This is a genomic window from Nocardia tenerifensis NBRC 101015 (genome assembly GCF_000308715.1).
In the GTDB taxonomy this organism is placed as follows: Bacteria; Actinomycetota; Actinomycetes; order Mycobacteriales; family Mycobacteriaceae; genus Nocardia; species Nocardia tenerifensis.
Map to the genome: position 1 here is coordinate 54,352 of NZ_BAGH01000612.1, position 24,495 is coordinate 78,846.

The following is a 24,495-nucleotide window of genomic DNA, read 5'->3' on the forward strand; positions in this document are numbered from 1 at the left end:
AGAGCGTGCCACGCCGCACGTTTGATGTTCATCGGTCTGACGGTTCGAGGCATGCTTCCGGAGACGAGCCATCGGCGGAGATCGGTGTCTTGCGAGCGACGAGATTCCGAAGCTGGTGTGTGTAGCCGGCCCTTCGCCCGGCCGACGAGTTCAGCGCCGACCTGGGCGACCATCGCGCGGTAGGTGTGATCGTCGCGTCGATCCGCGGCGACCAGGACTGGACGGCCATCGGGTCCGAAGTACACGCCGAGCACGGCGCGGGTGTGCGCCGCCGCGGCACGTAGCAGCTCGGCCGCGGTACCGGTCGCGGAAGCCAAGAGCACCAGCCGGTCCCAAACTTCGTCCTCGGGTATCGGGGGAATGACGAGAAGGCACTGGCCTAGTTGTCCGAGCGTGGCCATTGTGCGGAGTTCGTCGTCGGATCCCGGGCTGCGGCCCACTATGACGACCGTGAGCACTGGTGCGGGATCAATCGACCTCACCGCCGCCCGCCAGTCGTCGCGGCTGTGAAACTCGCGGGCGATGTCGGCCTCGGGCGGGTGATTATCCGGGTCGACTCCGGCGTGCACCGGCCCGAATTGCCACAGGGCCCATGTGAGTACCGATTCGAAGCGCTCGAACGGGAGTGTAGCTGCGGCTTCGGCGGGATCGGCGATGGCGCAGCGGTGGGTGCGTATTTGCCGCGCTGCGTCGAGGGATGACCGGAATAGCAGTACCGGCGGTCGGTCGTCGGCCTCCATCCGGACGGCCGCCTGCAGCACCGCCACTGCTTTCGTCCAGCGCAACGGGCGATCGATATACCGAATTGCGCGTTGTAGAAGGAACAGCAAAACCGGTGCGGCGATGAGGTACAAGGGCCGTCCGAGGACGAGCAACCACAGCGAGACAGCGAGCAGGACGGTGCACACCGCAACGACAACCATCGCACCGGCCGTTCCCGCCATCGCCATCAGGAACGCGCCCTTGCTCGGCCGCCGGCGGGCACGGTAACCCCGCAGTGCGATGTCAGCCAGCAGCACCACCGTCACGATCACGGGAGTCGTGACGTAGAGGAGCACGATCGAACGGAACAGTGCGAGTTGCCCGATGATCGCCAGGGTTCCGAGCACGGCGGTGACCCCGGCAAGTGCCGCGCAGCGTATCCGTGCGTGTCGGCGCAGTCGGGCGGCTTCTTCGGATATGTCTCGGATCGGTACCGATGGCACTGGCTCGGCAAAGACTCTCCTGTTCGAAATCCGTTCCAGGAGTGCGGTATCGCGGAGGTTGACGTACCCGAGCAGGAGCAATGCCAGCAGTGGCATGCTGATTGCGTAGGTGACGGCGCTCGTCAACCACGTACCGACCGCCGACCTGTTGTCCGAGAGATCTGCGGAATCCGGTAGCTTGCCCAGCTGCGCCGAGATTGCCCGCTGCAGTATGGAATCCGGGTGTTCCGGCTCGCCGGCGGCGGAGGGCAGGGTGGTGGTCAGGAAGACGATGACCTCGACTCGGCCTCGTACCGCGTTCGCGAAGAGGGTGTGTCTTCCGTTCTCGTCGCGCATGCGCACCCGGGTACCGGGTGAGTAGCCCGGTGTCGGTTCGCCTGAGCCACGGAGTGTCTCTGCCCAACGGTTGCTGGTGAATTCGATCATCCGGATGTGCAGTTCGGTGGTGCCCGCGGTGAAGTAGCGATCCCAGCCTTGCCGGGTGTTGTCCTGGACGTAGAGCGACAGAGGGTCGTCCGATGGCAGCGCAGCGGCGGCGTCGAAGCGGCGTTCCGACGAAGGCTGGAACCGGAACTCGTCGGTCGACACCTCGGTGCTGTCGACGGTCAGTGCGCGTAGATCGAGAAGCGGTTCCGCCGCGGCCGCGGCCGACGCGGAGAGGCTGAGAAAGCCGGTAACGATGACTGCGATCCTGACGACCAGACGCGCTGCCGGGCTGAACACGGTCATTGGTGGATTCCCGCCAAGGTCAAGGCGGCGGCGGTGAGTTTCTGTTTCGCGCCGTCGGGATCGACCTCGGCAAGCTGACCCCAGAGCCGCACTGCCTCTTCGGCTGCCACCCTGACGATGTCGGCGTCGAGTCCGTTGCGAGCGTGGACAATGGCTAGTCCGTGCACGGCATTCGCGAGTTCCGGCAGCCACCTCCCCGGGGTCGCCGACTCCAGCAGGCGGAACTCCGCCACCGACTCGGACACCAGGGCCGCTGCCTGCTCGGCCGCGCGCCCTGGAGGCATACAGCGGCCGAATGTTCCCGCGCACCGGGCGTGCAGTCCCCGCAACTCAGGAGTCGAGCCCGCACCGAACTCACGAGTGATGTGGTACGCCGTCCGGGCGGTGGTGAGCGCCTCCACGCCGCGGCCGGTGATGTTGGCGCACTCGGCCAAGGTGCACAGGGCGCGGGCACGGAGTGTGGGCCCGGTGCTGTCCTGGAGTGCGCGGACAGCCGCCGAGGCGGTGTCGTAGGCAGTCGCCGTCGCACCCGAGTCGCGCAGATAAATGGCAGTGTCACAAAACATTTCGGTCAGTGGCGGTGTGCTGCCGTCCGCGTGGCGGCGATAGTGTCGGACGAGCTGGCCCGCGATCTCGACGGCGTCGTCGTGGCGTCCGCAGCGGTGGTTTCGGGCGGCCAAGACGCGTCTGGATTCGATCCAGACGCTGGTGAATCGATCGGAGTCCGCCTTCGCGAGACGTTCGTGGATCGCGGTGGCTTCAGCCGCCATTTCGAGAGCGTCGATGGCTCGTCCTGTTCGAGACATCAGGTCACTCGCGGTGCACAGGGCGCGGGCTAGTGCTGGAAGGCCTCGGCTCGGATCGGCTGAGGCCCGTTGCCGCAATGTTGGGATGGCCTCCTGGACGATCCGTGCCCACGGCTGTCTCGGGTCGCGTACCCGGGGCACGTCGGCCCGCCGGGTGCGGCGATCCCGCATCGCTACGAGGAACGTCTCCGGCGACTGTCCGGGTGCCACGGGCGCCGCGATCGCACCTCTCGTCCGAACGATGTCGATTGCCGCCCGGCGATTCAACTGAGTGCGAGCGCTTTCCGGCACGACTCCGCGCTGCAGCAGCGCATCCGCCGCAACGGACCGGCCGTCCCGCAGCAGCCCGAGCAACAGGTGCTCGGCCCCGAGCGCGGGGGCTCCGGCGTCCTGGAAATCCCCGTGCGCGAGCCGGAGGATCCGCTTCAACCGGCCCGCCATCGGGATCTGGGCGCCGTCGTCTTGGGCAGGGATTGAGCCAGGCCCGCGCGAACCGAGGAGCGCGCCGCGCAACTCGGTCGGATCTACTCCGCTCGCGGCGAGAAAGGTGGTGACGCCGAACGCCTCAGCGCGAGGGTCGAGCAGGGCCAGCATGAGGTGCTCGCCTTCGATGGCGTCATGGCCGAGTTCGCCGGCGTACTGCTGGGCGAGGACGATGGCGCGCCGTGCCCAGGGGTCGAAATCATCGAACAAGGTCGGCCTGCCTTTCCGCTGCGCACGGAACACCCTCGCGGGTGAGCGTTCCGACGCCGAATCCGTAATAGCAGTAGCTCTGCCAAATGAGCGGGCGCACCGGTTGCCCGCACCGCGTGGCGTGCAATGCCGCGCGCTGCCGGTCGCCGACGACGGTCCACGGACTACCACTCGCGGCCATCGCCTCGACCAGTTCGTGGTCGAAGTCGGTGGTCTCAGCGGAGTCGGGGACGCAGTACCGGGTGGCGACGATGTGCCGCGCGCCCGCCATCGAGCAACCGATCGGGAACCCGATCCACTCGGGGTTGGTGCGCAATCCGAGGCGCCCGTCCGGACTGGCGCCCGAGCGCAGTGTCCCGATGTCCGCGCCGAGACTCTCGCATGCCGAGACGACCAGCCGATCGGGCATGGGGTACCGGAATCCGATTTCTCGCGAACTCAACAGATCACCCGCGGCGAGCGGACCATCAGCGAGTTGAATGCCTGCCGTCGCAGGCCTGCCCGTGGCGCCCGGGTCGCCGTGGCAGACAAAATAGGCGACTCCCGGTGCACCGCAGCCGATTTCACGCAGAGCCCGGCCGAGTGCCGCGCTGCCCACGTCGTCCGCCAAGACTTGCTCGGCGGCGTGGGGCGGTCGGGCGTGCTTGATCCGGCCGGTCGGTCGCGGATCCGGTGCGACGACCGCGAGCAGGACCGGTACCTGCGCGACGCGGGGTGCGGAATCTGTGGTCAGGCAGGCTGATTGCGCCACCACCGGCCACGGCGGCGGGGTGATCAAGTCGGCTCGTTCGATCACCCGGAGAGGGTCCATGGAGCGCGGATCGGTGGTTTGATCTTGGACCGGAAGCGCGGCGAAGGGGACCGCTGTCAGCAGTCCGGTGAAGCCGATCACGAGCGTGAGGTGCCCGGAGGCTTCGAGCAGTCCCAGCCGGAGTGGGGGTGGCAGCAACAGCCGTGAGACCGGTTCCAGCACCTCGATTCGGCCGATCGCGTCATAGTCCCGGGGCGTGGCGAGGGTCCGGATATCGGGAACCGCGTCGAGCAACTGCTTCAGTGCATGTTCGGTGGCGCCATGCAGTGGAGTGCGCTGGAAACTCCAGGTTCCGGATGGATCACGTAGCGATGTCCACAGCTCACCTGCGACGATAGCGCCCGCTAAATACCACGTTGGAGCTGGGGAGAACGTCTCCAGACAGGTCTCGATATCGATGGCAGCGAACTCCGCAGGGCCGATCCAGGAGGAACCGTCGATCCGCAGCCGGGCAGGTGGCTCGATGAGGTCGGCGCCGAGTGCGGCCGCGCCGATACCGGACCCGTCGGCCGGGTCGGTTTCGCCACCTGCGCCGGACGAACCGAGCGCGATGGTAAGCAGGGACGAGCGGTTGTCCGAGTCGTCCTCGCGGCGGTGTTCCGGAACCGGCTGCGAGCGGATCAGTTCGAGTACCTCCGCCACCGCCACCACGTCACCGGCGCGGGCGGCGGTGTCGAGCGCCAACGCGTAAACCAATTCGATACTCCCGGCCCAGTCGTTTCGCCAGCGGCTGGCGGGGAGCCGAAAGCGCAGCCGCTCCGATTCCCGTATCGCCGTGAGAACCCGGGCGAGCACCTCGTCCAGCGGTGTGCCCATACGGTGTCCCGCTCTTGCCCATTCGTAGTACGCGGAGACCGTCAGAGCGGTGTTCGGGTGATCGGCCAGCCGGATCAGCGCCTGCTGGACTTGATATTCGGCCTCCGCAGGGTCGCCGTCCGGCCGCTCCAGTTCTGCGTGGGCGCGGAACAGGTGACCGGAGACATGGTCATCGGATGTCCAGCTGAGCGACAGGCGGCCGTTGTCGGCATCCAGCGGGTAGAGCAGGCTGCGCCGGAATCCGTCGAGATTGCCGTGCTCCAGCATCATTCCCAGCAGAATGAGTTCGGTCCAGTTCAGTTCGGCGGTATCGGCTCGCCGGATCGCGCGTGCCCGAATGGCCATCAGTTCGTCCATCGCGGCGTCGAAATCACCGCGCGCGGTCCGCACGGCGACGATCTGGTGCCGGGCGTGGGTGGCTACCGCATCGGCCGCGCGGCCGCGTGCATGGCGCAGCGCCGCAGTGAAGGCCTGCAGTGCCTCCTCCTGTCGGTGGGTGGCCAAATAGATCTCGCCGCGCGCCAAGTGGACCACGGCGGTGGTGCGCGAGGTATTGCCGGTCAGCGTTTCGGCCTGCCGCAATGCCAGCAGCGCGCGTTCTGGACGACCCACCCGAACATTGGCGACCGCTTCCGCGGCGAACATCGCGGCTTGCACCGAATTATGTTGCGGGCCCGCGAATTCGATGAACTCCAGCGACTTGGCGGGATCGCGGGAAAATGCCGATTCGACAGCGATCGAGACATCGGACCACTGGCGCGGGCGGACCAGCCGACGCCACCGCGGCATTACGCTGCCCGCGTGAGGCGCGGGAGTCACCAGCCCGGTCGGCAGTGCCGATTTGTGCAGAAACATCCAGTAGTGCTGCAAATACAGCATCGGCACCAGCAGCCACCAGGTTTTCCAGTCGATCACCATCGCGACGGCGACGATGAGCGCCGGCAGCAATTTGGCTGCGAGCATCGCCCGGAGGAAAGCGCGTTCGGCCGACAGGAAGAGCCCGGCGACCGCGACCAGCCCGATCTGCACCATGGGAATGTCGAGCAGGTAACCCACGCCGAAAAGAAGCGCTGTCGTGAACACGCGGGCGGCGACATCACGCATGGAGTCGCGCAGCAGAACCCGATGCACATCGACGAGATGATCGCCGAGTCGCTGCGCGGTGCCTCCGGTTCCCGTCCTTGTCCGATGGTCGGCGAAGAGCCGCCGCGTGGACCACCAGGATGGCAGTACTCGGGGCAGGTGCCATGGCTGGGTGGTGAGTGTGTACCAGAGTTCGTAGGTCGAGAAGTGGTCTTCGAACGGCACGATGTTGCGATGGGCGAGCGTATCCGCCAGTTCCTGCGACACGCCCCGCTGCTCACCCGTCATTTCTATTCCTGTTCTCGGACCGGAAGGATTCGAACAGCACCGGCCGAATCCACCGTCCGAACAGGGTTCGGGTCATGTCCGAGGAAAGGTCCTTGGTTCGAACATCCGGATAGCCTGAATCGGCCCGGCGCAGCCGGACCTCGAACACAAGCGCACAAAGCTGCAACAGCGCGTTCACCGCCACGACGGCTTTGAGCGGTGCCGGGGCCTGGAAGCAGACGCCAAGCATCAAGAACGTCCAGGGTTTCCAACCCAGGAGACTGGGCCTGGTGGCCATGGCGACCGGAATAAACAGCGTCAACCACGATGCGCCGTGCAAGATCTCGTATCCCGCGAATAGCCATCCCACCACGTAGCAGCAGAGCTGGAGGTAAAGCAGTTGCATCTCGCGCGCGCCGAGCGCGTAGGACAAGCGGGTGACATCGGAGGTGAAGGCCAGGGCCCTCGCCATGCCGCCCTTGTGCCGGGTGATCGGGCGCACAGCCTCCGGAATTACAGGCACCTCGATGCCGACGGTCGGTCGCGGGCCCGGGTCGGTGAGCCGGTGGACTCGGTCGAACTCGGCGATGGCGCCGCGGCGGACGTTGTAGTACGCGCTGGCGAGAGCGGTTCTGCTGCCTGCCGCGGCACGGAAGACGTCGGAAAACCGGTCCTGCGGTGAGATCGTCATGGCGGCGGCTCGAAACAGGTCCGCGGTATCGACCGGTCGTCCGGTGCGCTCGAACTGTTTGCGCGCGACGACGAGGTAGTCGCGCAACTCCGGACTCCACGAAGTGCTGTTACCCGCCTCGGCCGGCTCGGTCATCTCGTCGAGGAGTTCGCGCAGCGGTTCGATCTCGACCCACAGATCGGCCAGCATGGCGTGCGCGGCCGACCCCGCCAGTCCAGGGCTGAGCAGAGCCGCCAGTAGATGCATTGCGCCTGCTTCGTGTCCGCCGAGGCGGGCGATCCGGTATGCGGCGGGAGTGCCTCGGTCACGGCGCAGGTGCTCGCCGCGCCGGGGAGCGCCGCCTCCGCGGCGACCAGGCATTCGCCCGAAAGCGGATCGAAGCCGTGGTCGGTCAGGACTCGCGCGACCCGATGGTCGGCGAAGTAGGCCGCCCAGAGATAGTCCGCGGTGATTCGACTGGTGTATCCGAAACGGATACTGAGCCAAGCCATTCTGAGCTCCGGATCGACCGGGAGAAGTTGAGGACTCGCCGTAACCAGCTCCGCGCGTAGCGATTCCGGCGGGACGTCGATGGCGCCGAGCAACGCCGCGGCGGTCTCATCCCAGGCTGTCGCGGTGGTCGCGGCGAACGCGACGTGCAGCCAGTCGACAGGCTGGGCGAGTTCGCCCGCGATTGTCGTCGCCTCGAGTGCGACCCGCGATTCCACGGAGGCCGGACCGAGCCGCGTGTCGGCCAACCGGGGGAGCGTGATCATTCGCGTGGCCCCCCGCCGCTCCGCACCGGCGGCGATGTGGAGGCGGCGACTATGTGGTTGCCGCTCATCACGTTCGCTGTCTCTGTCTTCCCGTTCATCGCCAGGAAGACCAGGAAGAATGCAGTCATTCCGAGCGCAAGACCGATCGAGTACCACGCGAACGCGCGGCCGGCCGAGTCATAAAGGGTGGTAGCGGTGCCGCCGCCGATAGCTCCGATGACGGCGGTCAGATCTGTGATCGCAGCCTTATCGGCCGTCCTGACGAGGGTGCGGTAGGTGATGCAGCCGACCACCGTACCGAACACCAATGCCCCGAATGCGATGAGTGTCAATGAATTTCCTTCTTGGTGAGGGAATCGGTGGTGGCGCGCAACCGGAGGTCGGCAAGGCCGTGCAGGGTGTAAGCGAGGCCCATGACATTGCCGCGTTGTAGGCCTGCCCAGCGCGCGCCGCGCAGCGCCACTCCCGCTGTGGCGCCGCGGGTGAGTTCGGTGAGCAGGAGAGCGCCGAACCAGCCCGCCATGCCCTGCTCGAGCGTGACCTCGGTGCCGATGAGTGCAGCGCCTTCGGCGCGCACGACGAACGACTCGACGAAATTCGACAGGGTCTCCGAGGTCAGCGCCGCGGTGTGACAGCCGTTCAGCATGATCAGAGGTTTTCTGTTGGGCCAGTGCGGGATCGGCCAGTGCTCTCGTCGCCAATTGCCGATGTCGAGGGGGTGCAGATACCTGCGGCCGAACTGCAACACGGTGCCGGGCCGAGCGAGCGGATGCGCCGAGGCGGACGAGTAGCCGCCATGGCAGTACAGGTAGACGATGTCCATCGACTCTTCGGCCAGCGCCTTTCCGAGGATGTCCAGATCGGACACCCGAAGGGTTTGCATAGTGCGTGCGCCCAGGCTGCCGACGAGGGTGACTATGTGCTGGTCGGTCGAGTTCGAGTCGAGGTCCGGGTCATAGGCCATGAAGACCGACATCGGTTCCGGTCGTCGGAGCACGGTGTCCACCGGGCTACTGGTGCTCGGCGGCTGTTCGATAACACAGGAAAGTCCCCAGAATCCGAACGGGCACAACACGGGTCCCCGATGATCCGGTTCCGGGCAGTGCGCGGGGATCGGCTCGCCATTGCCGCCTGGGCCGAATCGTCGTACCGACGGGCACACCGAGAACGGCACTTGCGGATCGCCCGGCATCGGGAGGTCGTACACCAGGGACCAGGGCACGCTCGGGGTGGCGGGATCGGTCGACAGCGCCGCGTCGGCAACACTCAGCACGACCGAGCGCGCTCGAGCACGGCTCTCGTGCCGGATCAGGTCAGGAAGCGTGTCGAACAGTATGTTGTCCCGGAACAGCGCGGTGTAGATCTCGGCGCCGTGCCGGGCGAGGATCGCGAGATCGGTACAGAAGTCCTTGTCCGTCTTGCCGTGCCGGGCGTCGAGCACGCAGAGCGGGCCGTCTTTCGAATCGAGCAGGTGGCGTTCGTAGAGCAGTTGACGCGCCGAGCGTACGGCGTTGTTCGCCGCGGCCGGTGTTATCGAGACCGGGTTGTCCAGGAAGCTGAGCCCGTTGACGATCGCGCGTGCTCCTACTGCCGGGACGAAGAAACTCGCGAGCCTGCTGCGCAGCGGGCCGAGATCGGCGAAGGACTCGGTAAGCCGATAGAGCAGCCGTGCGTGCAGCCCGTCGTGTGTGTCGGTCGCCACTGGCAAGTGCAGCCGCTGGGCATGCACCGCGACCACCTCGTAGTAGATGACCAACTCCCCACCCCAGCCTGCATCCGGCTGTTCCGGGGTATGCAGCGGGAATCGGGCGGCGGCGTGTGGCACGCAGTCCGGTGTGTGCGGCCCCTCGGGGCAATCGCATGCCAGACTCGCGCCTCGGGCGGGCAGTCGCAGCGTGCGGGTCTGCGATGGATGCCCGTTCATCATCAGGACGGCGCGAAGTAGCAGTTCCCCGGTGGGCAGCATGTCGTCGGGCCAGCGACTCTCGACTTCCTGGAGAAGGCTGCCGCTACGGTGCGGGCCTATGTCTACGAGCAGGTCGTAGCGGGTGTCCACGGCGAGCGGCCGCTCATGGACGACATCGATGTCGGTGTCGCAGTGCACGATTCGGGTGTTCACGCTGCGTGCGGTGTGGGCAGGTGCGGCTGTCGGCGTGGTCGTGCCGCGCCATCCACCGGGATCGCCGCGCGGAACGGTGGTCGGTTCGTCGCCCGAACTTGCCGCAGGCGGTGAGTCCGATGAGACTTGATCCGATGAACGCCACGAGACCAGCGCCGCGAAGACGGCTGCACCGATCGGGGGTACAACTGTGAGCACGATTGTGAGCACAAGAACGGGACCATTCCGCACTGCGGCGAATCCCACCAACGCCACGACGGCCGCTAACGCCAGGCACGCCGCTACAGCGAAAACCTCTCGCCGGTAACGCATCTGGAACCTCCGAGCCGAACGCGGACTGCCCGACGCCGTACCGGGCTCGCGTAGCCATCGTCATCACGACGAAGCCTAAGGAGGGCGCTGCGCCTTCGGTATCGACTCAACGCATGACAGACAGCCCTCGTTCGCCGCGTTTCCGGTCAGCCGGCAGCCCTGCGGACGAAGGTGCAGGCTCGGGTGACGGCGCCGACAACGATTTCCGCTGGCGCGCCGATGAGCGCGGGGGCGGTTCGAGGTCGAAGCACTTCAGCTACGTCGAGTCGGCAGACAGGCGTCAAGGCGCGCGTTCTTTGCGCCTGACCGCGTCGCCACCCGGCGCAGCCTAGACAAGATATCGTGCTCAACGCCGAATGCACTGCACGGTGTCGGTGTCACGCAAGGGCACAGTCTGTAAAGCAAAGGGTGCCAATCGATGTCGTAGATTCAACTGGAGCCCGGCGGTCCTGGAAATGCATCAAGTCCGGCCCTTCCACGTTCGGATGCATCTCGAGCAGATGCTTGGGACCTCCTGCAAAATATCGCGACAGAAGAGCATTTTGCGCGGAGCTTTCCTGCTGCTTGGAGACGACGGCCTCCGCGACGACAACCCCGTCAACAGCGTGAAGGTCGGCAGTGCCACGACCTCCGGGGCGGCGAATAAGCCCAGGCAAGCCGCCAATCGTTACTTCCCGCGCCGTGATGGGCGAGTTCTCCTCGTGCCCCAGCATCAATCTGGCGGCCGGGAGACCACGCGCTTCCGCGACGCGCGTAGCTCGCGTAGACCGGAGCGTCTTCACCATCGACCATTCCAACCCTAAGCACTACATGCTCGAGGAGCGCGCCGTGGTGGACTTCGCTGATGCCAGGTGAGACTGCGTGATCGGGGATGGAGTGCTGAAAACGGTCACAGGGCGCAGGATTCCACGCGTCCGCGCGGGTCAGGCGGGTTGATTCGCTTGAACGGCTACACCGAGCCCATCCTGCACCGGCGTGGCGGGAGGCCAAGGCGCTCAACTGCCTGTAAGCCGGCGTCCGAAAAGTAGCGGCTGGCAAGGCTTTTCGACTCGAGGCCCGCACCGGAGAAATACGGTGCGGGGACTCTGCCGCTTCTGGAGATCAGCTCGCCTGCGACGGCGATGCGTACTTCAGTCAATTCGACGGGCTCTTGCGAAACATGTCCCGGAGCTGGACGTGCTGTTCAGTGGGTCCGGCCGGGGGATCGTTGCCGGGTGACTTCGGCGATGCTCGCCCAGTCGAGATCCGCGCCGATCTGCTAGACCGCGGTGGCGAACACGTCGTGCAGGACCGGTCCGGTCGGTAGGTCGACGCCGAGTTCAGCGGCGGTGCCCAGCGCGAGGTTGAGGTCCTTCAAGCCCAGGGTGGTGGTGAACCCTGGCGGGGTGTAGGTGCGCGTCGCGATGGCGTCGCCGTAGCCGCCGTACACCGCGCCCGGAAAGACCGAATCGTTGATCATCTCGACGAACCGCGCCGCGTTCAACTCGGCATGCTGTAGCAAGGTGATCGATTCGGACAGGGCCTGCAATGCGTGGATGATCAGGTAGTTGACCGCGATCTTCACCGTCGGAGCGGCGTCCACCGCGTCACCGAAGTCCCACACCCGCCTGCCGAGCGCGCCGAGCATCGGTGCTGCCGCGGCCCGAAGATCCGCGTCGCCCGAGACCAGCACGGCGAGCTTCCCGGCCACCACCGCCTCGGGTCGACCGACCACCGGGGCGCTGAGATAGGCCCCGCCGGCCGCGGCGAACTCGCGAGCCGCGGCCGGACTGATGGTCGCGTGGTTGACATGCACGAACCCCTTCGGCGCGGAGCGAATTCGATCGGTGGTGAAGACCTGCCGCACCGCCGCTTCGTCGCTCAGCATCGAGAAGACCGTTCCGGTGGCGATCGCGTCCTCCGGGCGGTCGGCGAGCGTCGCGCCTCGCGCCAGCAGGTCGTCTGCCTTGGCGGCGGTCCGGCTCCACACGGTGACGTCGTAACCGGCGTCGAGCAGTCGGCCCGCGAGAGCGCCGCCCATCTTTCCGAGTCCGATGAAGCCCACTTGGCGAGTTGTCATGGTTGTTTCTCCGTTTCTCCGCAAGGGCAGCGGTCATGAATTGCTGTCGAGTACGCGGGACATTTCCGCTCCGATCGTGCGCAGCGGTTCCCGGTACGGGTGGAGGGTGGCGTCGAGATCGCGCAGTTGCCCGTTCTCGTCCATGTCCTGCTCGGTGATGACGGCTTCTACGTGTGTGCCGAGCGGTCGCATGTGTAGTCCGCGCAGAACGCCGATGAGCTGTTCGGCGGCCTTGCCGCCACCGTGGGTGCCGTAGGTCAGCAGGCTCGCGGGCCGGTCGTGCCATTCCCGGTAGAGGTAGTCCAGCGCGTTCTTCAACACCCCGGGGTAGCCCCAGTTGTATTGCGGGAAAACGAAAAAGAAGCCGTGATAGCTCCGCACGAGCCGGCTCCAGGCCCGGGTGTGTTCATGCTCGTACTGCTGCAGCGCGGCCTGGCGAGGTTCGTCCAGGAACGGAAGTCCGACCTCGGCAAGATCGAGCAGTTCGTAGTCGAGCTCGCTCGTCTCCCGCAGGGCGTCGCGTGCCCAGGCGGCTATACCGGCGCAGATACGGGCGGGGCGGGTGCTGCCGATGACGACGGCGACGCGTTTCTTGTCCGTCATAGGACCACTTCTCCCTGTCTCGGTCGTGTCGAGCCCGGCGACACCGCGTGCGGATCAGCGCATGCCAGCCAATTGTTCGTCACAAATACTGTTCGTGTCACGAACCAATATAGTTGGTGTCGCGAACCGAATCAAGGTAACCTGGCCTACTGTGACCACCGACGCGCCCGACCCAGTACCGGACCTGGTCGACGGCCTGATCCAGCTGTCGTTCATCGTGCAGGCCGTCCTCGGCCGTCTCGCCGGTCAGCAGGGGCTATCGGTCACCCAGCTGCGCATGCTCGCGGTGCTCGACGATCGCGAGATCGGCATGCAGCAGCTGGCCGGCATCCTGGAACTGGAGAAGTCCAGCGTCACCGGTTTGGTCGATCGAGCCGAGCGGCGCGGGCTGGTACGACGGATCGCCGTCCCAGGAAACCGGCGCGCCGTCCATGTCACCGTCACCGCCGCCGGCCGAGCCGTCGTGCATCTGGTGCGCGACGCGGTCCGAGCCGAGATCGGCGATCTGGCAAGCACTTTGAGCCAGCGGCAGCAGGGCTCCTTCCACCGATCGATCGAAACGCTGATCCAGCATTACGTCACCCAGCACGCCATTCCGGTGTGAGCGTCCTCGGTACCCGGCATGACCCGCTCCAGCATGAGCCGCAGGGTGTGGTGGTGAAATGGGGAGGGCCTGCTGAGGCGAGTGGCAGGTTCGGTTTGCCGTCGCCTTATTGGAGGACGGTCCTTGATCTCCTCCCTCTACGACCGGTCACCGAAGCGCCGAACAGCATGAACGCTTCCTAGCAGGCTGCGTCAACTACTAATTTCGGCCGCGCATTACACGAACCGCGGATAATCCCGCCCACCATCCGGCTACGCAGGTCGGACACTATTACAGCTCATCGGTATCGAGACTCGCTTACCACGGATTCATGGTCACCTGATTCAGCTGTTGCGCCACCGACGGCGACATCGCCACCGCACCGCCGCCCGGGTACGCGAAGGATTTGCGGTGGCGTAGCGATCAAGCTGTTTCACTGGTAATGCTGTTTTTTTAATTCCTGCACCTTCGCGAGGAAATCTTGCGCCAGCTTCGTTGCTGCTTCGGAAGCGCTCGCGCAGAATTCATCTGCGGACAATTCGTACACGGTGCCCGGCTTTATATCGACCGAGAAACTGTCCATACCCGATGATGATATCGTGATCCGCCCGTCGCTGGACTCGGCGACAGATACGATATTGGCGCGGTCTGCGAAGAACGTCAAGTTTTGTGGATCATTGCTATCGGTGTAGAGACCGGTGCCGTCCAGCGCTTCTCGATACTGCCGCACCCACCCGACTCTTAATAGTCGACCGACTGCCTCCATGGCGAGCGCCAGCCTCGATTCATCGGCCAAACCGTAAACGCTCTCGCCGAATGAAAACGTGACACCGGTATGACCACGCAACTCCGCTTCGATTTCCGCCCTAGGCGCGCGCACATGTACCCGAAGATCATTCAAACGTTCAGCGAGATCTGCCACAGTGGCCCCTTTCGCTCTATTTCGTCAGCGTACACATACCGTTGTCACCGATTAGGCTTACCCATGCCCCCACGCCCGATGAGCTCGCGATCGTTCATGTCGGCCAAATTGGGGCGAGCGGAGACCATTAGGTCCCTATTCTTGTGCAGCTCGTCAACCCATGTTCGCGACGCCGGTACAATTTTTTGTAACTGGGCGTCATGGATACGGGTGAAGAGTTCCTCGATCGCGTGCGTCATCGCTCCGATGATAGCGCTGGCCGAGTTCATGGGCAGCTGAGCGGCGTCGTTCATGGCATTACTCATAGTCGCGGCAGCTCCAACGGCTGCAATCGACGCAACACCCCCGGTCACGGCGGTAATGCCAACCCCGATGACGGTGGTGATCGCAGAAAGTACTGTCGCGCCATATTTCCAATTGGCCGGACAGTAACCACCTGAATTGTTGAGCGCATCCCTCGCGACATGCGCAATGTTATCGATGTCAACGCGCGCTGCTCGCCACATCGCCTGCTGTGCCTCCAAGACGCCCTTCATGACAGACATTGCCGTGAACTGGTTTCCGGAAATCGTCGTGAAACGGTCTATGAAGTTGGCCTTGAACACTATTGCGGCATCGCCGGTCCAGGCGTCCAGGTAACCACCGGTCGTGATCATCCTGGCGAGATCCGTGCCTTGCAGCGCCACGTCCTTGCTGAGGTCGGTATGCGTGACAGACTGGTTGTTCAGCTCCGCCATGGCGGCCTTCAAGGCGAAGATCAGCGGATCGTACTTTGCTGGATCCGGTAGCCTGGAGAATGGCTCAAACAATGGTTCGATGTGTTGATACCGTTTTTCGGCCAGCTCCCTGGGCTCCTCCTGGGAACCCACTTCGACAGCTTTCTCCCTAATCTCTTTGGCGTGTTGCATGAGCTGGTCGTAAGTCACCGCTTACCCCTCAGCTCGGGATCGTCATTTACCTTGCGATCCAGCTCGTCGGCTGCCGTCCGGTCTGCGTTCGCGTAAATCTGCACCGTTCTGTGCAGCGCTACGGCTGTAGCATCTAGATTGGATTTTGTCTGCTTTAGAAATTCGATCATAGTATCGTGTAGAGCAAGATAGGCCGGAAGGACCGGATCGGGACCGAATTCCGCTGGCCGCTGCATCGCCTGGCCCAATCCGTCCAAGACGCGTTGGCAACTGTCGATCGCCTTTTCATAGTGACCCGCGATAAGCGGGAAATCCGCTTTTGCTACATGCTCCAGTTTGTACAGGTCGACGCCCAATGCCCTTCCGGCAACGTCCATGATCCCCCACTTTCGGTCCCCCACGGCGAAAATTACCCGGGCGCTCTTCATCGGCGCCACGCTGCCATCGTATAGTCAGACCGGCCGATGATGGAAGACCCGAGAAGACAGTAAATCTGGGGCCCTCCCGCGCAGTGAGCCGGAACGAGGGCATTGATCTACAGGTGTATGAGGGAGTGCAACTCGAGGTTGCCGGTGTGTCGTTGTGCAAAGCACGCCGGTCTTGCAGTGATCAAAGATCAATATGTCCCCGTGGATGCCCACTGCCCGCTGCCGTGCCCGCGGTTCACGATCGCCGTGGCAGACGCTGGTCGTCGGTAGCGCCGTGAACGGGGAGCGCTCTCGGGCGAACGGCTTCAGTCGCCTAGAGGCAAGCGGATCGAAACACGTCTGGTGGGGCTTGTGAAATGCGTTGTGCGCAGTGCCTTTCGTGTCCTTTGCGGCCGTACGGCCGCAGGCGTTCCGCGCGTTGCCGACGTGGCCCAAGATCTGGGAGTCACCGACGGCAGCCTGTACCGGTGGAAGCAGCAAGCGCGCGTTGACCGGTAGCGAGGCGCCTGGCACCTCAACGGTCGAATCGGCACAGTTGCGGGCCGCACTGCAGGGGATCAAACAGCTGGAGGAGGATCTGCGCGTGACGCGGCCGGCAGCCGAGATCCTCGCCGATACCAGATCGCTTCCCCGTGGTCACGGCCTTTGGCCGAGTAATGAGGCGGCCTCACTCTCGATGGAATTGGGGGCATGACTGTAGTGACGGGCCTTGCTACTCTCACGGCTCGTCGCATTCACGTGGAGGATGTCTTGTACCGTCCCATGCTGAACGTCATTGTCGGGGGCGCGTTTGCCGTCGCGCTCGCCCTGCAGCCCGCGCTCGCCGCGGCCGCGCCTCACGGGCTGCCGGTGGCGCCGTCGACTACCGCCTCGACGCAGATCACCGCGCCGTTCGACCCCATCTGCCCGCTCTGCTTCATCCGGGAATTCATCGAAAGTTTGTCGGCGGGCAGATAATTCGTCCGGCAGGGGCAAAGTACGGACGAAGCATCCGCCCAAGTCGACGCCCTACCCCAATGAGATGGGTGAGTTCGCCGCCTGCTCCACAGTGAGCTGGTCAGTTTCCCGGTTGTTTTCGCAGATCCGCTTCGAGGTACCGGCAGCCGGTCACGCCACTTATCACTGCGGACTCGGCGGTGATGAGCACGATCTCGTTGCCGTGATCGGGCGAGTGCAAGATGACATCATGGCGGTCCGCCGTGTCGGCACGGACGGTGAGCGCGGTGATGCCGTCTCGGGCGGCCATGTCTCGGGCGATCTGTAGAACGCCGGGCCATTGGGTGTCGGTGATCGGCACTGACGAAACTAGGCTGTCGGTCACGAACGACACACCCTCGGTTTCAAGGTATGGCGAAGGACAGCCGAGTGTATTTTGTCCACGGCGATTCTTGGTTCGCCAGTCTAGTTCCGGTGCAGCGGTTTTCACGGCTTCGGCGATCTGCCTGATCAGGGCGATGAGGTCTCGTTCGCTCGCTTCGGCCGACGGAAGCTTGCGCATCTCGGCCTCGGCATGAGCGATATCCTCTTGCGAAGCAGGGCGATCGGTGTCTTTCAATCTATCTCCACATCCACTCAGGACCGTCACCGCGACGAGCGCGGCCAGGACTCCCATCGCCGTTGTCTTTGTCATGTCACCGCTCCGCTCGCTCAGGCAGCCCTGCGACGACTACGGCCATGTTGTAGGCGGCGGTGCGCAGTTCACCGTTCGCGCTGGGGCGCGGGTATTCACTGTGGCCGTTGGAATCCTCGCGATGAACGCCGTCCTTTGTGGTGGCTTCGGCCACCGAGAGTTGCTCCAGCTTCGTGGTCACCGGGTCAGGTCCGAGCACTCCGAAGCCGTCGACCAGCGAGATCGGGTCATCCGGTGCACGCATCACATAACCGTGACCCTGTGGCAGTCCGAGGTCCGGCTCGTCATTGGCGTTGATGCCGGGGGAGCCGTAGAACACCGCGTCGTCCACCGGCTGGCTGGGTCCGGCATCTTGCAGCGCTAGCGCGGTGGTGTAGGAACCGTAGGAGTGCCCCAGCGCGGTGATGTGCGGGTCGGGTTTGTTGGAGGCGACCTCGATGCCGTCGAAGAAGTTCGCCAGCTTCGGCGCACCGTCTTTCGCTCGTTCCGAACTCGCCGCTTCGACCCCGAGATCGGGCGGCGGTTCGTAGCCCAGCCACGCGATCGAGGCCACGCGCTCATTGTCTCGGCCAGCAGCATCGAGTTGACGCTGCGCCTCCGTCTGCAGGGCTACCGCCTCCTTGGTCATCCCATCCAGCGACTGCACGGTCGTAGATACCCCCGGCACGGTCACCGACACATGATCGGCGTTGTCCGGATCGCCCACCGCGATCGCCGCCATTCCCTTGTCCCCTGATTGCATGTCCAACAGCAGCAGCCGCGCGCCCGTGTCCGGGTTGGCCGGGTCGAGCGGATGGTCTTTCAAAGTGGATTCGAGGGAGTCGAGGTCCTTCAGTTTCGCCTGAACCTGGGCGAGTTTCTGTTTGTCGGCGGCGTAGGGGTCCGGGGCGTTGGGGTAGCGCGACCCATCGGGGGCGTCTTTCAGTTGTTCTTGCAGCGCGTCGCGTTCGCGGGTGAGCCGGGCGCGTTCGTCATCGATGCGATTGACGTTGGCTTCGTGGCGAGCCATCGACGGAATGCCGTCGCGGTTGCCGATCCATTCCGGATGCTGGGCGATGACTTCGCGGCGTTGCCGTTCGTCCATCGCGTCCCAGTATTCCTTATTCTGTTGCGGTGTCGCGTTTTCCGGCGGTGCGGGTGCGGTGAGCCCGCCCTGTGTGGCGCCGGCGGTAGAGGCGGTGGTGACGTCGGTGGCGCCTTTGTCGTCGATCTTGCCGTCAGCGGCGCGATTCAAAACCGCGGCGGCGTCGGCATTGATGTCGTCGGCTTGTTTCATCACCGCGTGCACCGCGTCTTGCAGTTCCAGGCGCAGGGATTCGAGCTTCGCGGGGTCGGGCGCGTTGGGTGCATCGGCGATGGTGACGTGTCCGGCGTCCCAGATTTCCAGGCCGTTCGCCGCCGCGGTCTGCTCGATCGTGGCGAGGGTTTGCTTCAGGTGGGCGACAGCTTCCCGGGTCTGGGTGGTGAGCTCCTTGACCGCGCCCAGAGTGGCGGCCTCATCTATCAGCTGGTCGGTGGTCACGGTGAAACTGCGGCGCGCCGCCACCGCCGCCTCACCTTCCCAACCTGGCAGTTTGCCTATATCGGCCAGCTGGTCCACGACATCGCCCACCGTGACCAGGCGCCGCGACAGCGAGGACTCCAGCATCTCCAATGCGAGCTCGTTCCACCAGCGAATGTCCGGTAGCAACATCGACCAAGATCCCCCACGGAAGTCAGAACTGTCTACGACTGTGGGTATCGTAACGGTGATCGCTTCAGATTTTCAGGAGGTACCGCGCGATGGGGGATTCTGTCTCGGTCGATCCGGCCGTGCTACGGGAGGCGGCCGGCCGGTTGGACACGCTCTACGACACCGCGGGCACCAGCCTGCGCGACACCGACCGGGCGATCGCCGACAGCCACGACGGGTGGCGCGAGGACGCGGCGACCGCGTTCGGCCGATTCACCGGCTACCTCGACAACCGCCGCACCACCCTGCAGCGCCAACTCGCCGAACTCTCCGAAGCACTCAAAACCACCGCGGCCACCCTGCAAACCCAGGACCAGTCCCGCGCCGCGAACACCACCCAGCTGCAATCCAGCCTCGACCTCTGACCGCTCACCCGAACGCGAGCGGGCCAGACTACGCACCCTCCCGGACCGCACTCCAGCATTCCGAGGCTGTCATCGATACGAACCACGCAGGTCAAGGATCGCCGAACATCTGTGCGCGTTCTGGTTCGGCAGTAGCACCTCCTGGCGCTGGTGTCGACGATGCCAAGGGCTCTGGTTCGAGGGAAACTTCGGTTTCCGCGGCATCTGCCCCTTCTCCTGTTTTCAGCCAGCAGTCCGCCCACGAAGCATTCGGCTCCGGTAATTATCGACTGGAGGACGAGGGAAATCGTGACGGGCCGGGCGGACAGGCCAAGTGGCGCTGGTGTCGCAAATGTTCCGGCTTGTTCTTCGATGAGTTCTCTCCCGCGGCCTCGGGTGTGTGTCCGGCCGACAAGCAACACCACGACATCATCGGCAGTGGTAGCTACGTACTCCGTAGCGCGGACTCGACACGGTTGCCAAGGCCGCCTTACTGATCGCCATGCCGATCATGCGCGATAGATACGGCCCATCGCTCCGGCATGCTCGGCGATCCGCTCGCGAAGTTCGTTGGGGGCCAGCACTTCCGCGCCCGCGCCTAGCCGCAGCACGTCCGGCACCGCCCGGTCTACCGATTCGATGGGAAGGGTGATTTCGCGCCAGCCGTGAGCATCGGGCGCGCCGGCCGACTCGCGGGCCGCCTGGACCACCGCCGGGTCGAAATATTCTGGCATGCGGTCGAATACGAGCGGCGACATGCGCAGCGTGGCGGCTTGGCGCAGCCGCCGCCGGTCGAAAGATTCCAAATACTCCCGCCAATAGCCCGTCAATTCGAAATCTGCTGGGCAGCAAGCGGTTTCGTCCAGGACGCGCAGATCGATGATGCGTGAGATCCGGTAGGTGCGCACCCGTCCGTCGACGGCCGCGACGAGATACCACTGCCCGGCCTTGAGCACCAGCCCGAGGGGATCCAGCGTCCGGGTGACGACCTGTGGTTGTTCCCAGCGCAGGTACCGCAGGTGCAACCGCCGCTCGTGCCACACCGCGTTCGCCACCGCGCTCAGGTGCGGCGCGGAATCGTGCTCGCTGTACCAGGACTCGGAGTCGAGGTGGAAGCGGGCGGCCAGGCGACCGGCCCGATCGCGCAGTTCGTCCGGCAGCGCCGACATGACCTTCAGCTGCGTCGCCGCCACCACCGCGCCCAGGCCCAGATCCGCTGCGGCACCGGGCAAGCCGGTCAGGAACAGCGAATCCGCCTCGTCGGCGGTCAGGCCGTTGAGCCGGGTTCGGAAGCCGCCGAGCAGGCGATAGCCACCCTCGTGGCCTGGCTCGCCGTAGACCGGAATGCCTGCGGCGCTCAGGGATTCCATGTCCCGGTACACCGTGCGCACCGACACCTCCAACAGCCGGGCGACCTCCTGCGCGGTCACCCGGTCCCGCGTCTGCAGGAGCAACAGGATCGACATCAGGCGGCTCGCGCGCATGGGGCGAATTCTGCCCGATTCCACTGACAGAAGATGTCAGGGAAGCGGCTCTACCGTTGTGCCCATCCGGGCTGGAATGCGAAACTGGAGTCACTGCAATGCCTTTCATCGAAACCCGCGACGGCGTCCGGCTCTTCTACCGCGACTGGGGCACCGGCCGCCCGGTGCTGTTCCTGTCCGCCTGGGCGATGGACAGCACCGAGGCCCGCGGGGCGATGTCGCAGCTGGCCGAGCACGGTCTGCGCGCGATCGGCCTGGATCGCCGCGGCCACGGTCGCTCGGACGATCCCGGGCACGGCTACGACTACGACACGCTCGCCGACGATGTCGCCGCCCTGATCGACCACCTGGACCTGCGCGAACTCACGCTGGTCGGGCACTCCATGGGCGGCGGCGAGGTCGCGCGCTACCTGACCCGGCACGGCGATGACCGGGTGGCGCGCATCGCGCTGGTGGCGGCCGCGATGCCGCTGATGCGGGCCACCCCCGACAATCCGGGCGGAATTCCGGTCGAGGACGCCGCGCGGCAGCGGGCGAGCTGGAAATGGAACCTCGGCGGCTGGCTCGACGCGAACACCGGACCGTACGTCGGCGACGGGCTGCCCGGCTGCGACGTATCACCGCCGGCTCGCGCCCGCGCGCTCGACACGATCATGACCACCTCGCTGCGGGCGGTCATCGAATGCAACCGCGCCGTCGTGGAGACGGACTTCCGCACGGAACTGCCGAAGATCGCGGTGCCGACGCTCATCGTGCACGGCGACCACGACGCCTCGATATCGCTGGAGCTGGGCGGCAGGCGGCAGGCGGAGCTGATTCCGGGCGCGCAGCTGAAGGTATACGAGAACGCCCCACACGGTCTGTACCTGACGCACCCCGAGCGACTGTCCGCAGACCTGCTCGCCTTCGCCACCGCGCCCGACGGTGCGATCGGCCAGTAACTACGACGGCGATCATGGCGGTGTTGTGCTTGCCTCAGCGTGAGGCGAAGGCGCTTGCAAGTTGAGTGATGTTCGGTGGCTGCGGCTTTCACTCGGATACGTCGGCGAGGTGGGCTGTCGTGAGTGCAGACAGGGCGACCGGGCGCCCGCTGTGCGGGGCATGTTTCGTCTCCAGCACCCGTGGTAGCACGGACGAGGATGGTGACAGCGGTTCGGCGAGGACAACCCGGAAGGAATATCGGATGTGTCGTTTGTTCGGTCTGACCGCGGCGCCGGAACGGGTGCACGCAACGTTTTGGTTGGTGGAGGCCGCCGACAGTTTGGCAGAGCAGAGCCGCCGCGATCCGGACGGCACCGGTCTGGGCACGTTCGAAGCCGATGGCAAGCCGCTGGTGCAGAAGCAGCCGATGGCGGCCTATAAGGACGCGCAGTTCGCTCGCGAGGCCAAAGAGTGCGAATCCGCGACGTTCCTCGCTCATGTCCGCTACGCCTCGACGGGCGCGACCACCGCCGCGAACACGCACCCGTTCGAGCAGCGAGGCCGGTTGTTCGCCCACAACGGTGTGCTCGGCGACCTGGACGCATTGGATCGTGAATTGGGCGATTACCGCGATCTCGTCGCCGGGGAAACCGACTCGGAGCGATTCTTCGCGCTCATCACGAAAAACATCGACCAGCGTGGCGGCGATGTGGCCGCCGGGATCACCGACGCGGTGAACTGGATCGCGGACAACCTGCCGGTATATGCGATCAACTTCATTCTCACGACACCGAACGAACTGTGGGCCTTGCGGTTTCCGCACACCCACGACTTGTTCGTCCTGAGTCGAGCGGCAGGCGGCCCTACCGGCGCCCGGCATCTCGACCACGGCAGCGCCGCCGGACGCATTCGCGCTCGGTCGGGAGCGCTGGCCGATCGACCCGCGGTGGTGGTCGCCAGCGAGCGCATGGACGAGGACCCGGGGTGGCGCAATCTGCCGGTGGGTCAGCTGCTGCACGTCGGCCCGGACCAGGCGGTCACCCAGCGAACCATCCTCGATCACCCGCCGCGGCGACCACTGAGCCTCGATGACCTCGGTGCGCACGCCGCCGCCTCGCAGAGCGGAACCTGACACGACCGTGCCGATCGCTAAACTGACCTCTGGTCACATCGACTGAGGAGGACTATGGGGCCGGCAGCCCGCTCGATCACCCGCGACTCGGTCGACGAGGTGACCGAGGCACTGCTCTCCGCATCGCGGCTGCTCATGGCGATATCGGCGCGCTCGATCGCCCACGTGGACGACACGATCACCCTGCCGCAGTTCCGCACCCTGGTGATCCTCGCGGCCCAGGGCCCGGTGAAGCTGGCCACGCTGGCCCAGCAACTGGACGTGCAGCCCTCGACCGCCACCCGCATGGTGGAGCGGCTGCTGGCCGCGGAACTGATTACCCGCCAACCGAATCCGCAGACCCGCCGGGAATTGATCATCGATCTGACGGCGCGCGGACGCGAGGTCGTCGAGGACGTCACCGCGAAACGCCGTCGTGAGATCGCCGGGGTGGTGAAGAAGATGCCGGCGGCGCAACGGCAAGGGTTGGTGGACGCGCTCAACGCCTTCACCGAGGCGGGCGGCGAGTTCGCCGCGGTCGACGGCGGCCAGGCGCCGCTGCTGTAGCGGTCGAATCAGGAGCCGACGAGCGCGGCCTCCCGCTCGGACGTCGACGTATCGGTGGAGACGTCGCGGCGGCGGGATCGACCATGCCACCATTGCAGCAAGACGATCCCGGCGATCCCGGCCAGCGCTGTCGCGATACCGATCTTCCAACCCGGCGGTCGCCAGGTGAGGACCAGTTCGGCGTCGTGCGTGCCCGCCGGTATGTCGACCGCGACGAACGTGTCCGCCACCGTCGTGAGGGCAATGTCGTTGCCGTTCAGGCTGGCTCGGTAGCCCGGCCAGGCGAGCCGCGCGAAGACGACGCGTCCGCCCTGGTCGGAGCTCACCCGAACCCGGCTGGTGACGTCGGCCCGCGAGGTCGAGGTGGCGCTCGCCCCGCTGGCGTCGGCGATCAGGCCGTTGTGGGTCGAGAGGGGACCGTCGACGCGCTCGAGCACCCAGATGTAGCGTTCGTGTCCGGGGTAGTCGACCCATTTCCAGCCCGGTGGCGCGGGCCGGCTCCGCGCGTCGGGGAACTGGGCCCGCTGCAGCACGACCCGGTCGACCTTCATCAGGTCGACAATCGTTCGGCCCGTGGAGGTTTCGGTCGCGAACGCACGCCGGAACGCGTCCGGACAGGTGCTGCCGTCCCAGCCCATACACAGCATGGCGCTGAAGGCGGCGTGGCCGATGGGTGTGTAGGCGTTGACGTAGTCCAGCCCTAGATTCTTGGCGTAGTTGCCGAACGCGAGCGAGCTGTAGGCGCCCGCCAGGGTGGTGTCGCTGGGCCGCAGCAGGGCGCGGTCGGCCAATTGCAGTGTGACACCGTCGAATCGGGGGAACGCGGCGGTCACTTCCGAGCGCCGTTCCGGGAAGTTGTACGACAGCGGGGTCGGTGGCGCGGTGGACACCTGGAGGTAGGCGATCGGGAACATGG

General features: G+C 65.5%; 21 protein-coding genes and 1 pseudogene. 7 read left to right on the top strand and 15 right to left on the bottom strand.

The features are described 5' to 3' along the window. Window positions 1–1,930: 1,930 nt before the first annotated feature. From ON39_RS43995 to ON39_RS44030, 8 genes are all read right to left on the bottom strand, one after another. Window positions 1,931–3,433, bottom strand: a complete 1,503-nt coding sequence (locus ON39_RS43995; RefSeq protein ID WP_169335977.1) for a Clp protease N-terminal domain-containing protein — start codon at window positions 3,431–3,433, stop codon at window positions 1,931–1,933. Next, window positions 3,423–6,431, bottom strand: coding sequence for a CHAT domain-containing protein (locus tag ON39_RS44000; protein ID WP_040743151.1), 3,009 nt, complete (start codon window positions 6,429–6,431; stop codon window positions 3,423–3,425). Before ON39_RS44000 ends, ON39_RS43995 begins: the two co-directional genes overlap by 11 nt. Next, on the bottom strand, window positions 6,421–7,236 hold the full coding sequence (locus tag ON39_RS44005; RefSeq protein ID WP_157195659.1) for a hypothetical protein: 816 nt from the start codon (window positions 7,234–7,236) through the stop codon (window positions 6,421–6,423). The genes ON39_RS44000 and ON39_RS44005 overlap by 11 nt, the downstream gene beginning before the upstream one ends. Further along, on the bottom strand, window positions 7,233–7,856 hold the full coding sequence (locus ON39_RS44010; RefSeq protein WP_040743154.1) for a hypothetical protein: 624 nt from the start codon (window positions 7,854–7,856) through the stop codon (window positions 7,233–7,235). The genes ON39_RS44005 and ON39_RS44010 overlap by 4 nt, the downstream gene beginning before the upstream one ends. After that, the gene (locus ON39_RS44015; protein ID WP_040743156.1) at window positions 7,853–8,188 is read right to left on the bottom strand and encodes a hypothetical protein; all 336 of its coding nucleotides are present in this window, start codon (window positions 8,186–8,188) and stop codon (window positions 7,853–7,855) included. The genes ON39_RS44010 and ON39_RS44015 overlap by 4 nt, the downstream gene beginning before the upstream one ends. Beyond that, window positions 8,185–9,975, bottom strand: coding sequence for a hypothetical protein (locus ON39_RS44020; protein ID WP_040743157.1), 1,791 nt, complete (start codon window positions 9,973–9,975; stop codon window positions 8,185–8,187). The genes ON39_RS44015 and ON39_RS44020 overlap by 4 nt, the downstream gene beginning before the upstream one ends. Before the next feature lie 1,570 nt (window positions 9,976–11,545). Further along, on the bottom strand, window positions 11,546–12,346 hold the full coding sequence (locus tag ON39_RS44025; protein ID WP_169335978.1) for an NAD(P)-dependent oxidoreductase: 801 nt from the start codon (window positions 12,344–12,346) through the stop codon (window positions 11,546–11,548). 33 nt (window positions 12,347–12,379) lie between these two features. Further along, window positions 12,380–12,949: an NADPH-dependent FMN reductase gene (locus ON39_RS44030; RefSeq protein WP_040743159.1), complete on the bottom strand. Its 570-nt coding sequence runs from the start codon at window positions 12,947–12,949 to the stop codon at window positions 12,380–12,382. 151 nt (window positions 12,950–13,100) lie between these two features. Here ON39_RS44030 and ON39_RS44035 point away from each other — a divergent pair, with 151 nt between their 5' ends. Then, window positions 13,101–13,553, top strand: a complete 453-nt coding sequence (locus tag ON39_RS44035) for a MarR family winged helix-turn-helix transcriptional regulator (protein ID WP_040743161.1) — start codon at window positions 13,101–13,103, stop codon at window positions 13,551–13,553. Between the two features lie 412 nt (window positions 13,554–13,965). Here the strand turns inward: ON39_RS44035 and ON39_RS44040 are convergent, their stop codons facing one another. From ON39_RS44040 to ON39_RS46645, 3 genes are read right to left on the bottom strand one after another with little or no spacing between them, the layout of a single operon-like run. Continuing rightward, the gene (locus ON39_RS44040; protein ID WP_040743163.1) at window positions 13,966–14,454 is read right to left on the bottom strand and encodes a hypothetical protein; all 489 of its coding nucleotides are present in this window, start codon (window positions 14,452–14,454) and stop codon (window positions 13,966–13,968) included. A 44-nt stretch (window positions 14,455–14,498) separates the two neighbouring features. Further along, window positions 14,499–15,380 carry a hypothetical protein gene (locus ON39_RS44045; protein ID WP_040743165.1) on the bottom strand — a complete coding sequence of 294 codons (882 nt, stop codon included), beginning with the start codon at window positions 15,378–15,380 and terminating at the stop codon, window positions 14,499–14,501. Further along, entirely contained in the window at window positions 15,377–15,799 is a 423-nt protein-coding gene (locus tag ON39_RS46645; RefSeq protein WP_146251429.1) for a hypothetical protein, read from the bottom strand. The genes ON39_RS44045 and ON39_RS46645 overlap by 4 nt, the downstream gene beginning before the upstream one ends. 354 nt (window positions 15,800–16,153) lie before the next feature. Between ON39_RS46645 and ON39_RS51650 the strand changes: the two genes are divergently transcribed. Continuing rightward, entirely contained in the window at window positions 16,154–16,288 is a 135-nt protein-coding gene (locus ON39_RS51650; RefSeq protein WP_373283798.1) for a transposase, read from the top strand. Between the two features lie 264 nt (window positions 16,289–16,552). Continuing rightward, the gene (locus ON39_RS44055; RefSeq protein WP_146251428.1) at window positions 16,553–16,747 is read left to right on the top strand and encodes a hypothetical protein; all 195 of its coding nucleotides are present in this window, start codon (window positions 16,553–16,555) and stop codon (window positions 16,745–16,747) included. 100 nt (window positions 16,748–16,847) lie between these two features. Here ON39_RS44055 and ON39_RS44060 read toward each other — a convergent pair whose 3' ends face one another. Beyond that, window positions 16,848–17,420: an LppA family lipoprotein gene (locus ON39_RS44060; RefSeq protein ID WP_083895090.1), complete on the bottom strand. Its 573-nt coding sequence runs from the start codon at window positions 17,418–17,420 to the stop codon at window positions 16,848–16,850. Window position 17,421: 1 nt separating this feature from the next. Continuing rightward, entirely contained in the window at window positions 17,422–19,068 is a 1,647-nt protein-coding gene (locus tag ON39_RS44065) for an alpha/beta hydrolase (RefSeq protein WP_306307569.1), read from the bottom strand. Between the two features lie 134 nt (window positions 19,069–19,202). Between ON39_RS44065 and ON39_RS44070 the strand changes: the two genes are divergently transcribed. After that, entirely contained in the window at window positions 19,203–19,517 is a 315-nt protein-coding gene (locus ON39_RS44070; protein WP_040743171.1) for a WXG100 family type VII secretion target, read from the top strand. A 488-nt stretch (window positions 19,518–20,005) separates the two neighbouring features. Here the strand turns inward: ON39_RS44070 and ON39_RS44075 are convergent, their stop codons facing one another. After that, window positions 20,006–20,980 (bottom strand): helix-turn-helix transcriptional regulator, encoded by a 975-nt coding sequence (locus tag ON39_RS44075; RefSeq protein ID WP_040743173.1) that lies wholly within the window; start codon window positions 20,978–20,980, stop codon window positions 20,006–20,008. Window positions 20,981–21,078: 98 nt separating this feature from the next. Between ON39_RS44075 and ON39_RS44080 the strand changes: the two genes are divergently transcribed. From ON39_RS44080 to ON39_RS44090, 3 genes are all read left to right on the top strand, one after another. Next, complete coding sequence (locus ON39_RS44080; protein ID WP_040743176.1) at window positions 21,079–21,921, top strand: alpha/beta fold hydrolase; 843 nt, start codon at window positions 21,079–21,081, stop codon at window positions 21,919–21,921. Between the two features lie 242 nt (window positions 21,922–22,163). Then, a complete protein-coding gene (locus ON39_RS44085; protein ID WP_040743177.1) occupies window positions 22,164–23,033 on the top strand; it encodes a class II glutamine amidotransferase in 870 nt (289 codons plus the stop codon). Between the two features lie 54 nt (window positions 23,034–23,087). Next, entirely contained in the window at window positions 23,088–23,579 is a 492-nt protein-coding gene (locus tag ON39_RS44090; RefSeq protein ID WP_040743179.1) for a MarR family winged helix-turn-helix transcriptional regulator, read from the top strand. Between the two features lie 8 nt (window positions 23,580–23,587). Here ON39_RS44090 and ON39_RS44095 read toward each other — a convergent pair. Next, window positions 23,588–24,495, bottom strand: a pseudogene (locus ON39_RS44095) (hypothetical protein); the annotation flags it as partial.